The sequence below is a fragment of the Shinella sp. H4-D48 genome, assembly GCF_022637395.1.
In the GTDB taxonomy this organism is placed as follows: Bacteria; Pseudomonadota; Alphaproteobacteria; order Rhizobiales; family Rhizobiaceae; genus Shinella; species Shinella sedimenti.
Genome location: NZ_CP093338.1, coordinates 183008 through 195873 on the forward strand (window position 1 = coordinate 183008; position 12866 = coordinate 195873).

15 protein-coding genes are annotated in these 12866 nt (G+C 61.8%); 7 read left to right on the forward strand and 8 right to left on the reverse strand.

The genetic code is table 11. From position 1 onward, the window contains the following. Positions 1–3: 3 nt before the first annotated feature. From MNR02_RS17915 to MNR02_RS17930, 4 genes are all read left to right on the forward strand, one after another. Positions 4–939 carry a sugar phosphate isomerase/epimerase gene (locus MNR02_RS17915; protein WP_241601575.1) on the forward strand — a complete coding sequence of 312 codons (936 nt, stop codon included), beginning with the start codon at positions 4–6 and terminating at the stop codon, positions 937–939. Between the two features lie 73 nt (positions 940–1012). Continuing rightward, a complete protein-coding gene (locus tag MNR02_RS17920) occupies positions 1013–1957 on the forward strand; it encodes a sugar-binding transcriptional regulator (protein WP_241949354.1) in 945 nt (314 codons plus the stop codon). Positions 1958–1985: 28 nt separating this feature from the next. Then, a complete protein-coding gene (locus tag MNR02_RS17925; RefSeq protein ID WP_241601305.1) occupies positions 1986–2756 on the forward strand; it encodes a triose-phosphate isomerase in 771 nt (256 codons plus the stop codon). A 14-nt stretch (positions 2757–2770) separates the two neighbouring features. After that, a complete protein-coding gene (locus MNR02_RS17930; protein WP_241949355.1) occupies positions 2771–3232 on the forward strand; it encodes an RpiB/LacA/LacB family sugar-phosphate isomerase in 462 nt (153 codons plus the stop codon). Positions 3233–3274: 42 nt separating this feature from the next. Here MNR02_RS17930 and MNR02_RS17935 read toward each other — a convergent pair whose 3' ends face one another. Continuing rightward, a complete protein-coding gene (locus MNR02_RS17935) occupies positions 3275–3721 on the reverse strand; it encodes a PPC domain-containing DNA-binding protein (protein ID WP_241949356.1) in 447 nt (148 codons plus the stop codon). 54 nt (positions 3722–3775) lie between these two features. Beyond that, positions 3776–4588 (reverse strand): trehalose-phosphatase, encoded by an 813-nt coding sequence (gene otsB, locus MNR02_RS17940; RefSeq protein WP_241949592.1) that lies wholly within the window; start codon positions 4586–4588, stop codon positions 3776–3778. Positions 4589–4694: 106 nt separating this feature from the next. Between otsB and MNR02_RS17945 the strand changes: the two genes are divergently transcribed. Continuing rightward, positions 4695–5771, forward strand: coding sequence for an ROK family protein (locus tag MNR02_RS17945; RefSeq protein ID WP_241949357.1), 1077 nt, complete (start codon positions 4695–4697; stop codon positions 5769–5771). Between the two features lie 20 nt (positions 5772–5791). Here the strand turns inward: MNR02_RS17945 and MNR02_RS17950 are convergent, their stop codons facing one another. The 4 genes from MNR02_RS17950 to MNR02_RS17965 form a co-directional block, all read right to left on the reverse strand. Next, positions 5792–6094 carry a plasmid stabilization protein gene (locus MNR02_RS17950; RefSeq protein ID WP_241601310.1) on the reverse strand — a complete coding sequence of 101 codons (303 nt, stop codon included), beginning with the start codon at positions 6092–6094 and terminating at the stop codon, positions 5792–5794. A 92-nt stretch (positions 6095–6186) separates the two neighbouring features. Continuing rightward, positions 6187–6936: an SDR family NAD(P)-dependent oxidoreductase gene (locus tag MNR02_RS17955; protein WP_241949358.1), complete on the reverse strand. Its 750-nt coding sequence runs from the start codon at positions 6934–6936 to the stop codon at positions 6187–6189. Between the two features lie 10 nt (positions 6937–6946). After that, complete coding sequence (locus MNR02_RS17960; protein ID WP_241949359.1) at positions 6947–7726, reverse strand: SDR family NAD(P)-dependent oxidoreductase; 780 nt, start codon at positions 7724–7726, stop codon at positions 6947–6949. 29 nt (positions 7727–7755) lie between these two features. Next, positions 7756–8487 (reverse strand): GntR family transcriptional regulator, encoded by a 732-nt coding sequence (locus MNR02_RS17965; RefSeq protein ID WP_241949360.1) that lies wholly within the window; start codon positions 8485–8487, stop codon positions 7756–7758. A gap of 182 nt (positions 8488–8669) precedes the next feature. Here MNR02_RS17965 and MNR02_RS17970 point away from each other — a divergent pair, with 182 nt between their 5' ends. Then, positions 8670–9683, forward strand: coding sequence for an SIS domain-containing protein (locus tag MNR02_RS17970; protein ID WP_241949361.1), 1014 nt, complete (start codon positions 8670–8672; stop codon positions 9681–9683). A gap of 80 nt (positions 9684–9763) precedes the next feature. After that, positions 9764–10576: a PfkB family carbohydrate kinase gene (locus MNR02_RS17975; protein WP_241949362.1), complete on the forward strand. Its 813-nt coding sequence runs from the start codon at positions 9764–9766 to the stop codon at positions 10574–10576. A gap of 9 nt (positions 10577–10585) precedes the next feature. Here MNR02_RS17975 and MNR02_RS17980 read toward each other — a convergent pair whose 3' ends face one another. Next, the gene (locus MNR02_RS17980; protein ID WP_241949363.1) at positions 10586–11557 is read right to left on the reverse strand and encodes an amino acid ABC transporter permease; all 972 of its coding nucleotides are present in this window, start codon (positions 11555–11557) and stop codon (positions 10586–10588) included. 26 nt (positions 11558–11583) lie between these two features. Then, complete coding sequence (locus MNR02_RS17985; RefSeq protein WP_241949364.1) at positions 11584–12864, reverse strand: FAD-binding oxidoreductase; 1281 nt, start codon at positions 12862–12864, stop codon at positions 11584–11586. Positions 12865–12866: the final 2 nt, after the last annotated feature.

Sequence of the window (12866 nt, forward strand, 5' to 3'; positions counted from 1 at the left end):
ACCATGCCGCTGACGCTCTCGCTCAACACCAATCCGCTGGTCAACCGCTTCGCCGACCCTGACGACCTTATCGACACGGTCGCAAGGGATCTCCGGCTGCGCGATCTTCAGCTGACCCATGAGTTCATCAACCCAAGCTGGAACGCCGATACGATCCGCCGCCTGACGCGCCAGATGGACCGCGCGCTCCAGCGCACGGGCGTGCGTGTCACATCCGGTATGACCGGCCCTTACGGCCGCCTCAATCATTTCGGCCACCCGGATGCGGAAGTGCGGCGCTATTACGTCGACTGGTTCAAGACCTTCGCCGACATCATCGGTGACCTTGGCGGCCAGTCCGTCGGCACGCAGTTCGCGATCTTCACTTACAAGGACTACGATGATCCGGTTCGTCGCGAGGAGCTGATCAAGATCGCCATCGACTGTTGGGCAGAGGTCGCGGATCACGCCAGGGACGCCGGCCTTTCCTATGTGTTCTGGGAACCAATGAGCATTGGACGCGAATTCGGCGAGACCATCGAAGCCTGCCTTGCCTTGCAGGATCGGCTGACGGCGGCGGACATGGCCGTTCCCATGTGGATGATGGCCGATATCGACCATGGCGACGTCACATCCGAAAACCCGGACGATTACGATCCCTATGCCTGGGCGCGCGCAGTCCCGAAGGTTTCCCCCATCATCCATATCAAGCAGAGCCTGATGGATAAGGGCGGCCACAGGCCGTTCACCGCCGCATTCAATGCCAAGGGCCGTATCCAGCCGGAGCCGCTGCTGAAGGCGTTTGCAGAGGGTGGCGCGGTCGAGAACGAGATTTGCCTCGAACTCTCCTTCAAGGAACGCGAACCGAACGACCGCGAGGTCATCCCGCAGATTGCCGAAAGCATTGCCTTCTGGGCGCCCTATATCAACACCGGTGCATCCGATCTCAAAGTGGGCTGACCATTCCCGGAACGCTTGTCAGGACATCTCTGACAGGGACGTTGCGGGCGGACAGCAGGACAGGACATCATTGATGACCGACAACGAAGATTCCCTCGCCGTCCGTGCTGCTTGGCTGCACTATGTCGGGGGCTTCACCCAGGCCGCCGTGGCCAAGCGGCTCGGCATTCCCTCGGGCAAGGCACACCGCCTGATTGCGCGTGCTGTGGCCGATGGTGTGGTGAAGGTCAGCATAGATGGCGACATCGCCGAATGCGTCAACCTGGAGGTCGCGCTTTCGGAGCGCTACGGCCTCGATTACTGTGAGGTCGCCCCCGATGTCGATGACGACGCGCTTGCGCTGACGGCGCTCGGGCATGCCGGCGCGGATTTTCTCCGTCGTGAAATCGAAAGCGGCACGGCTGCCGTGATCGGTCTTGGTCATGGCCGTACGCTTTCAGCGGCCGTTCACCACCTGCCGCGCATCAACGCGGGTAATACCCGTTTTGTCTCGCTTCTCGGCGGGCTTACCCGCGACTACGCCACAAATCCCTATGATGTCATGCATCAGCTCGCCGCAAAGACCGGCAGGCAAGCCTATGTGATGCCTGTGCCCTTTTTCGCCAATACGGAGGACGACCGCGAGGTTCTGCTCTCCCAGCGCGGCGTCAGCGATGTGTTCAATCTCGCTCGCAGTGCCGATCTCAAGGTCGTCGGTATTGGCACAGTCGACAACCAGGCGCACCTGGTCACATCGGGTATGCTGCACGCCGACGAGTTGGAAGAGATCGCAACGCTTGGCGGTGCTGGCGAACTGCTCGGTCACTTCTTCGACAGCAAGGGCCGCATCCTCGAGACATCCGTGACGGCGCGCACACTTGCAGCCTCGTTCACCGACGCCGGCCGGGATCGCATCGTTGCCGTTGCGGGAGGCCCGGCCAAGACCGAAGCCATCCGGGCCGTTCTGCACAGCTACAAGCTTCACGGCCTGATCACCGACGAGCGCACCGCCCGTCTTCTGCTACAAAGCTCCGCATGAGGCACACAATGACGAGGGAGAATACACTATGAGCGACGGCCGGAACTTCTGGGTCGGCACAAGCTGGAAGATGAACAAGACGCTGGCCGAGGCAAAGGTTTTCGCCGAGGGCCTGAAGGCTGCCGACAAGGATCGCCATGCCCGCATCCAGCGCTTCATCATCCCGCCCTTCACCGCCGTGCGCGAGGTCAAGGCGCTGCTTGCCGAAACCTCCGTCAAGGTCGGCGCACAGAATATGCACTGGGCCGACGAGGGTGCCTGGACCGGCGAGATCTCTCCGGTCATGCTGAAGGACTGCAATCTCGATCTGGTCGAGCTTGGTCATTCCGAACGCCGCGAGCATTTCGGCGAAACGGACGAGGCCGTTGGCCTGAAGACGGAAGCCGCCGTGCGCCATGGTCTCGTGCCGCTGATCTGCATCGGTGAAACGCTGGCCGACCGGGAAAGTGGCAATGCCGACGCTGTACTGGCGCAGCAGGTTCGTGGCGCCCTCGGAAAGCTCCAGGGCGCACAGAAGGAAGCGGAAATCCTGCTCGCCTATGAGCCCGTCTGGGCGATCGGCGAAAAGGGCATACCGGCGACCGCCGACTATGCGGATGCCCGTCATGCGGAAATCGCCAAGGTCGCGGAAGATATTCTCGGCCGCCGGATTCCTTGCCTCTACGGTGGTTCGGTCAACCCGCAGAACTGCGAGGAACTGATTGCCTGCCCCAATATCGACGGGCTTTTCATCGGCCGTTCAGCCTGGAAGGTTGAAGGCTATCTCGACATCCTGGCGCGTTGCGCCGCCACCATCTGAAAAGGAGTTGCACCATGAAACTTGCTATTGCCGGTGACAGCGCGGGCGAAGGCCTCGCCAAGGTTCTCGCCGATTACCTCAAGGACCGCCACGAGGTGCACGAAATCTCGCGCACCGAAGCCGGCCCGGATGCTTTCTACGCCACCCTCTCCGACCGCGTCGCTTCGGCGGTCATCGCGGGCGAATATGACCGCGCTATCCTCGTCTGCGGCACCGGCATCGGTGTGTGCATCGCCGCCAACAAGGTGCCCGGCATCCGCGCCGCGCTGACCCACGATACCTATTCGGCCGAGCGCGCGGCGCTGTCCAACAATGCGCAGATCATAACGATGGGTGCACGCGTCATCGGTTCGGAAGTCGCAAAGACCATCGCGGACGCCTTCCTTGCCCAGACCTTCGACGAAAACGGCCGCTCGGCCGGCAACGTCAATGCCATCAACGACGTGGACGCCAAATACAACACCGCCGGCAAGTAAACCGGCCTGGAAGGGCGGAGACGGTTGTTTCCGCCCTTTCTGTCAAGCCTGATCGATATCGATCAATGCGATGCCAAGTTCGGCATTGTGCCTTCGGCGCAGTTTCGCCGGCGTTTCGCGCACCACCACCTCCAATGTCGGCCGCACATGGCCTTCGAGGAAATGTCCGCCCCTCGTGCTGCCATCGGACAGGCCGAGCACGACGTGAAGATGCAGACTCGCTTCGTCCTTCTCATTGACCGCGACGTCGCCCATCAGGCTCAGCACCTCCGTTTGCACCTCGACGGGTATCTTCTTGTAGTTCTTCGTCTCGAATTCGAAGAAGGCGATGGTTGCCGAGCGGAAGGCGCCGATCGCCGTGATGGACGCCGCCGTAATGCGTTCCTGCCGCGCGAAGGCGGTGAGACACGCAAAAGCCTCGTCGTCTTCCTCGAGGATAAGGATGAAGGTGCGCTCACCCGCATCGTTTGCCAGCAATTTGTGCTTCATCGATTTCTCCCTTGTTCTCGGGGAAAGGCGCGGAACCGGTCTGGGTTCCGGCGCTTACGACGCAGAAGCCTTTCGATCGGCACTCGTGGACGCGATGGTTGCCAGTGCCGAGCGGATGGCAGAGGGAGAAGATGCCTTGGCAAGCGCGCAGGTTTCGGTCGACAACGAGCCAACACGGATCGACTTTCCGCCCCGGGCATTGGCCAGTGCAAACATGGATTCGTCCGTCAGATCGTCACCTATCGCGATCGGCAGGCGCCCGGCAAACACCGGTTCTTCCAGGTAGGACGCAACCGCTTCGCCCTTGTCGGCGCGCGATGGTCTGATTTCGAAAACCATCTTTCCGGGTTGTAACACCCAGTCCGGTCCCGCCTCCTCGGCAAAGGCACGCATGATCTGCTCTAGCGCCTTGTCATACGCTGGAGCCAATCTGTAGTGGGCCGCGACGGCAGCCCCCTTGTCCTCGATCAGCACACCCTCCATCCACGCCGTCTGCTGCAAGAGGCGCAGCTTGATGTCGGCAAAAGCCGGCGTCTCCACGACGGCATTGACCTTGCCATCCGCGCCACGGAACTGCGCGCCGTGCAACCCGGCGATCGGGAAACGATGCGGCGCGAAGAGCCGATCGACATAAGGAAGGCTTCGGCCCGTCACCAACGCCAATGCGCCACCGAGGCGGGCCGAAACCGCGCTGAGATCCGATCTCAGCGATAGGGGCACCTGAATGGCATCGGGGGTCGCCGCGAGGTCGATCAGCGTGCCATCGATATCGAGGAAGAGTGCCCAGCGGTCGGGCTCGTCGACGATGCGGCGAACAAGATGGCGGATGGCCGCGTCCGACGGACGCAATTTCTCCAGTTCAGTCATGGCATTGCAATTAGATCGTAAATCCGGCCCGGCAAGGGGTGCGCTGGAACAACTTTCATCGGGCGGCATTTGGGTTCTGCGTTTCGTCACGGGGCTGGGAGCTGGCATGACAAAAAAGAAAAAACCGCAGGATAGCAACGGTGGCGCGGCGCCTGTCGCGCACGGTGCAGAGGATCTGCCGGCGGTGACGGTGGCAAGCTACAATCTGGAGGTCCGTGACAAGGAGGGCTTTATTGGCGACCGCGCCAACAAGTCTGCCTTCCGCGACATGCTCGACGAATGGCGCAAGCGCGCTGGAGATGGTGGGCCTGACCCAATAGGGGACATTCGCACAGGCGATCTCTCCAAAAAGGATGTCGACGCATTTCTGGAGCAGCTCGAAACGGAGAAGGCAGCACTCGTTCTTTCTGCCATCGATGACTTTTCGCGGGAACTGGCCGGCGTCCTGACTCGCTACATGAAGGAAGAGCCCTGGAAGGGCGTGAAAAAGATCGTGGTCGGCGGTGGATTCAAGGACAGCCTGTCCGGCCTCATGGTGATTGCACGAACGGGCCTTCTACTGAAGGCGGCCAGAATGAAGGTGGATCTGCTGCCGATCGAGCATCACCCTGACAAGGCAGGCCTCATCGGCGCGGTGCATCTCATTCCCGCTTGGATGCTTCGAGGTCACGACGCCATTATCGCCGTCGATATCGGCGGCACCAACATCCGTGCCGGTATTGTCAAACTCAATCTCGATGAGAAGCCGGATTTCTCTAAGGCAAAGGTATGGAAATCGGAACTGTGGCGTCATGCGGAGGATGAGCCGCGACGCACAGCGACCATCGCCTATCTGGTCAGCATGATCGAGGACCTGATTGCCAAGGCGAAGAAGGCCAAGATCGCGCTGGCGCCTGTGATCGGCATCGGCTGCCCGGGCATTATCGCGGCCGAGGGCTCGATTGCCCGCGGCGGCCAGAATTTGCCCGGCGGGAATTGGGAAAGCACCCATTTCAACCTGCCGGAAGCACTGTGCAAGGCGATTCCGCAGATAGCGGACCACCCGACCTTCGTCATCATGCATAACGACGCAGTCGTTCAGGGCCTATCGGAAGTGCCGCGCATGGCCGATGTCGATCATTGGGGCGCAATCACCATCGGCACTGGCCTCGGCAACGCAAGCTTCGTTCGAAAGAAAGACTAGGCCGGCACGACGCGACCGCGTCAATGGTGCCGTTCCTTGCGGGTTTCGGCGGCTTTCTTCGCGCTGGCCGACCGCTCGGATGCGGGGCGGTCAGCCGATGCGGCACCGCCCTTTCGCCCGCCTTTCTCGGCGGAAGCATTCGTATCCGGCTTGCCTCGGCCAGATCCGGATTTGTTGCCGCCGCCGCTATCCTTGTTGACGGTTGCCCAGGCCCGGCGCTCAGCTTCATCCTCCGAAACGCCACGCTCCTTATAGCCTTCCTCGATATGTTCAGCCTTGCGCTTCTGCTTTTCGGTATAGGCGGATTTGTCTCCACGGGGCATATCGGATCTCCTCACTGGGGCATGGATCATGCCGAAACGACAGGGCACGCCTGATGTTCCAGGCCCAACAAGCGTCGATCGCACCCGGCAGGTCAGGTCTTTGCCTCTTGGAGGATGTTTCCGCCGTCTACGACCAGCACTGCGCCGTTGATGTAGCTGGCCTTCGGCGAGGCCAGAAAGACAACGGCTGCGGCGACCTCGTCGGGCCGGCCTGCGCGACCGCAGGGTGTTGCCTTCGCCGCGCGGCGTTCTTCTTCTGTAGAGGCTCCCGTGTCGATCCAGCCCGGCGCGACGGCATTGATCGTGACACCATGCGGGCCGGCTTCCAGCGCGAGCGCGTGCGTCATGCCCACCATCCCGGCCTTGGCGGCGGAATAGGCGGTCTCGCCGCGATTGGCGACATAGGGCCCTGTTACCGATGCCACATTGACGACGCGGCCATAGCCGTCCGCCAGCATGTCCGGCAGGTAGATACGGGTCGCTAGGAAGGCGGTTTTCAGCGTGACGGAGATGCCGCGATCCCAATCGGCCTCCTCCAGATCGACGAACTCACGCTGCAATGCCGGCTGTGCGAGGCTGCCCATACCGGCATTGTTGACGAGGATGGTGGCGGGTCCTGTCACACCGCGCAGGTTCTCGACCGCCGCCTTCGCGGTAAGATCGCAGATATGACCCGTCGCCGAAAAGCCAGCAGCCCGAAGCTCGTCGGCCCGCTGGAGGATGCGTTCGCTGGTGGCAACGAGGTGAACGATGAGGCCTTCCTCCGCAAGGCTTTTCGCACAGGCGAAACCGATGCCGTCCTCGGCGCCCGCCCCCGTGATGATCGCGGTCTTGCGCTGCATGGGCTTCTCCTCAGTAGCCAGCCGTCACGCCGAAATCGATCGACAGCGCCGCGCCGGTGATCGGGGCCGCACCCTCCTCGCACAGAAAGGCCACCATGCGCGCAATCTCGTCCGGCCGTATGAAGCGGGCGGCTGACTGCTGCGGATAGTTGGAAAGCAGCTTCGCCTTGTAGCCCTCCGGATCGCCATCGCCATAGCGCTCGGCCTGGAAGTCTATCATCGGCGTGGCGACATCGCCGGGGCAAACGGCATTAACGCGGATCTGCCGGGGCGCAAGTTCCAGCGCAAGCGCCTTGGTCAGAAGCACGAGCCCGCCTTTGGACGCGCAATAAATCGAGGCGCCGTTATTGCCGACCAGTCCGGCATCCGAGGCGATATTGACGATGGACGCACCAGCCGGGAGATGCGGGATGGCCGCCTGGATTAGGAAGAACGCGCCCTTGAGGTTGACATCCAGAACAATGTCCCAATCGTCTTCCGTCATCGTAACCGCATCGCCCTCGCGCCAGACGCCGGCCGCATTGACCAGCACGTCCAGACGGCCATGCCAGTCGATCACTGTTTCGACGGCGGCTGCGCAGGCGGAAACCTTGCGGATATCAAGCGGTACGGCCAGCGCTTCGGCACCTTGCGACGTCAGCGCAGCGACTGTGGACGTCAGACGCTCGGACGCGAGATCAGCGACGGCGACGGCATAGCCGGCGGCCACGAGACGCGATGCGATCGTCACCCCCATGCCGCCGGCTCCTCCGGCCACAAGCGCTACTTTCCGATTGGTCTGGTCGGTCATGTCCACCTCTGATGTAAAAGGTCTTGGCGCTATTTGCGCGTCAGGCTGAAAGAGAAATGGCTGCCACGATGATAGTCTATGGCGTAGTTCACCGGCACGCCGGCAGCGTTGAAGCAGGTTTCTGTGATGAGAAGTGCGGGGCCGAAATCGCGCAGGCCATGCCGATCCACCACGTCCTGTGGCAGCATGACGGCCGAAACGCTGGCCGCCGACATGCGTGGCCGGTTGCTATACCGCTCGAGCAGGTCAAGGAGCGACCCGCTCCACTCGATGTCATAGAGCGGACCAGGAACGATGTCGCCTGGCAGGTAGTCGACGCAGTAGAGAATGGGCGTATCGTCATGAAGGCGTAGACGCTCGATCCGGATGACCCGATCCGTCGGCGCGAGCCGCAGGCTTTCTGCTACACGCTTGTCCGGCGCCTCCTCGGCAATCGAAAGCACCTTGTTGACCGGCCGGTAGCCATATTGGCGCGCCATGTCGGTAACGCTCTCGAAAACCGTTATCGGCCGGTCGACCTGCACGGCCGACAGCGCGGAGACGAAACGGCCGCGGCCATGCTCCACATAGATCACGTCGTCCTGTTCAAGCAGTTTCAACGCCTCGCGCAGCGCAGGGCGGGAAATCTTGAAGCGCTGGGTCAGTTGGGCTTCGGTCGGCAGCTTGTCACCCGGCCTCAACCCCTCCTCACGGATGAGGTCGGCGATCCGGTCGCGGAGCTGGACGGCCAGCGTGCGAGAATCGCGCAGGGGTTCGTCCACCGTAAGCCTCGTCCGATTGTTGTACTTCTCCCTTCTTGTCTGACAAATCCTGGCGGGTCAAGGCTAGCGTACACATCCGATACTCTGCCGCACCACGGCTGCGCGCTTTGAGAACGTATTGACAGACGATATCAGTGATGTCAGTTGTCTTACAACTTCATCATTCCTCGAAAAGAGCCACCATGTTGAACTTCGATGAACAGAGATTCCTCCGTATCCAGTCCGGCGCCGTCGCATTGCGGCAACGCCTGGAGACCATTGTCGCCGGTTGCCTCGACGCGGGCGCGGAGAACATCTTTTTCCTTGGCACGGGTGGTGCGGCGATCCTGATGCAACCGGCTGCGCAGCTTCTACAACGGCGCTCGCGCTTTCCCGCCTTCATCGACATGCCCGCCGAACTCGCGGTTACCGGTTCTGTACATCTCACGAACAGGTCCATCGTCGTCATGCCCTCACTGTCCGGCACCACAAAGGAAAGCGTCGCCTTGCTGGCGAAGCTCAAGGAGATCGGTGCGACGGTCCTCACGCTCGTCGGCAATGCGGCTACGCCGCTCGGAGAAGGCGGCGACCACGTCTTCGTCAATGCCGCGGCGGACGATACCTCGTCAGAATCCTTCTACCTGCAATCCCTGTTTGTCGCGCTGGCGATCCTGAAGTATCGCGGCGAGATCGCGAACTACGACGATATCGTGGCTGGTCTTGACCGCATGCCAGAATTGCTGCTGGAGGTGAAGCGCGCGTACGAACCGCAGGCCGAGGCCTTTGCGAAGGTGCTCGCCGGATCGGACTATCACATTATCACCGGCGCGGGGAACGTCTGGCCGGAAGCATTCTACTACGGCATGTGCATCCTGGAAGAGATGCAGTGGATACGCACGCGTCCCGTCCACGCCTCCGATTTCTTCCACGGCACGCTGGAACTGGTGGAGAAGGATGTCAGTGTTATCCTCTTCAAGGGCGAGGACGAACTGCGGCCACTGGCGGACCGTGTCGGCACCTTCGTGCCGCAATATACCGACAAGCTGACTGTGCTCGACACCGCTGCTTTCGCGCTGCCGGGCCTATCGTCGGAGGTTCGGGCGCTGGTATCACCTGTCGTACTGGCAACCGTTCTCGAACGTATCAGCGCGCATCTGGAAGTCATGCGCAATCATCCGCTGACCACCCGGCGCTATTACAAGCGGGTCGCCTATTGAAGCCACGGCATGACGCAACCTAAAAGCCGGAAATGCAGGATCAAGACCCCGTACTTTCATGGCCTTACCCCGGAATATTCATGACGCGCCTTAAGTTCGCAGTCGTCGGCGATAACTGCATCGACCGCTTCGGCCCGCCGCTCTCTAGATCTCTCGTGGGCGGCAATGCCGTGAATGTCGCCGTACAGCTCGCACGGCTGGGGCACACATCGTTATATTTCGGCGCGGTCGGTGAGGATGCAGCCGGACACAGGACAGGCGCGACACTCACGGCAAACGGCGTAGACGTCACATATCTGCGAAAACGCCCCGGCATAACGGCCTATACCGATATCGAGATCACGCCCTCAGGCGAGCGCATCTTCGTCCATGAGGATTTCGGCGCATGTACCGGCTACAGGCCCGACGACGCGGACATTGCGGTTCTCAAAACCATGGACCACGTTCATATCGGCTGGCTGGATGACGGCGGCGCCCTCAGGCGGGCGCTCGCAGCGGCCGGCGTCAGCGTCTCGCAGGATATTTCCGTAAATACAGATCCGAGCAATCTCGGCACCGCGGGTCTTTCCATCGTCTTCGCCTCGGCAGGCGACGGCCGTGGCGCGGCCGATGCCCTGTTGCATAAGCTGCTTGGAGATGGCGCGCGGCTTGCCGTCGTCACGCGTGGCAGTAACGGTTCGGTTGCCGGCGACGGACATGAACGCGTCGCGGTCTGCAGCTTGGCCGTGCCCGTCGTGGATACGACAGGCGCAGGCGACAGCTTCATCGCCGGCTTCCTTGGCGCACGCATCGCCAAACGTCCGCTTTCGGAATGCCTCCTGTCCGGGCGTGACCACGCGGCACTGACCTGCACCCATTTCGGCGGGTTCCCGCAGGAACCGCAACCGCTCTGAAGCCCCCTCTCAACGCGCGTTGAAGCGTCCGAAGCGCTCTTCGATCCGAGACTGGGCGAATTCCAGGCCGATGGACAGGATCCAGTAGATCATCGACGCGGTGATCAGCATCTCGATATGACGGAACTCGGTCTGGCCCTGCGTGCGGGCGAGATACATGATTTCCCAGACACCGACGACGGACACGAGCGAGGAATCCTTCAGCATAGCGATGAACTGGTTTCCGGTGGGCGGGATGATGACCCGCATCGCCTGCGGCAGGATGACGAGCATCATTGTCTGGGCAGGGCTAAGACCGAGCGCCGTCGCACCCTCCGTCTGTCCGCGATTGATGCTCTGGATGCCTGCGCGGAAAATTTCCGTCATATAGGCCCCGTAGCAGAGCGACAGAGCAAGAATACCTGCCGGCACAGCACCGATCACGTAACCGACCTGCGGCAGGCCGAGATAGATGATGTAGATCTGCATGAGCAGCGGCAGGCCGCGAAACAGCGAGGTGTAAAAGGTCGCGAGGCCGTAGATAACACCATTGCTGGATAATTTCGCGATCGCGCCGGCAAGCGCGATGATGGTCGCGATGATGATCGATATGGCCGAGATATAGAGCGTCGTGACGACGCCCTGCGAAATGAGGAAGCCGATCTTCTTGGCGATGAAGGCGAAGGACAGATCGAAGGAATAGAAGAATAGCATCAGCAGCGCGAAGAGTTCGACCCAGACCGCCACGATCTGCTGACGCCTTGAGAGCTGGCGCAACGCCTTCCAATTCGCAGCGAGGATCAGAGCGATCAACACCGCAGAGATAAGCCGGCCAACGCCCGGATTGGCCTTGATCCATTCCGCCGACGAGGGCAGCAGATGGCCCATCCAGACGGGGCTCACCCCAAGCGCATAGAGGGTGGCCACAATGAAGGCGAGGATCAGCAGGCTCCCGACCCTGCGCGCTGTTTCGGGATAGGAGAGTATCAGTCGACCGATCATGTTTCGCCCTTTCCCGTTTCAGACATTCAGGCTGCGCGCTCGCGCCACCAGTCCTGCGCCTGAAGCTTCCAGTAAGTAAGTTGCGCCACCGCAAGCCCGGCCAGACCGCCGGCCCAGACGAGCCCGAAAGGCTCGTAGAGCCGGTAGCGATCACTTTCACCGAGAATCCCTTCGGCAATGACCTTGCCGCCGATCGCCGTGGTGTTGAGGCCGTGCCCGCCGAACGCTGTGCAATACCAGACGCCCGGGCTCATGCGCCCGATCTGGGGCATCAGATGGCGGGCGTAAGACATGAGGCCCGACCAGGCGAGTTCCGTTTTAAGGCCGGCAAGCTGCGGATAGGTGCCGACCATCTCGGCGCGCAGTTCCTTGACAAGACCCGCCGTCGAGGCCGCGTGGGTGGTGATACGACCGCCCCAGAGCAGCCGTCGTCCATCATCGATGACGCGGTAGTAATCCCCTGCCCTGCGGTTGTCACCGATAGCGTCGCGCGTGGCGATGGCCGAGGCGATCAGCTCCGGCGCCTCTTCGCTGACCATGACGTAAGTCGCGATCGGCAGGAAGGAGCGTTTCAGCCTGGCGTTGAGCCCGCCCGTATAGCCGCCCGTCGTGAAGACAACGTGCGGCGCGAGCACCTCGCCGCCTGCAGTTTTGACCCGCTTTTGGGGCTTGGAAAGTTCCGTCGCCGTTGCCGGGGACTGTTCGAAGATCAGTCCGCCGAGGCGCTCGATTTCGCGTGCGAGCCCGCGCAGGTAGTTCAGCGGATGGATGTGAAAGGCGTTCGGATTGCGTAGCGCCTGAAAATAGCGATCCGACTTCAGGACCGCCCGCACGGCGTCGCGGTCCATATATTCGAGTTCATAGCCGTAGTGGCGGCGGCTGCGCTCGGCATAGGCCTTGAGACTGGCGGGATCATCGTAGCGCAGTACGCTCATGAGACCCGGCACGGGTTTGGCATCATCGATACCGAGCACCCGGATGTTATCGCGAACGAAATCCACGCCTTCGATGGACAGCAGGTGGAGCTTGTGCGCCGTATCCTTGCCCGCGATCCGGGCGATATCGTCACCGTCTGTCGCATAGCCGGCACTGACGAAGCCGCCATTGCGACCCGACGCGCCGAAGCCGACGCTTTCTGCCTCCAGCACCGTAACGCGCTTGCCGGCGCGGGCAAGCTGCAGGGCGGTCGACAGGCCGGCCAGGCCCCCACCGATGATGACCGCGTCGCACTCCACAATGCCCGACAGGACCGGCCGCGTCGCACCGTCCGCCATTGTTCTCTTGTAATAGGTGTCCGGATAGGACATCG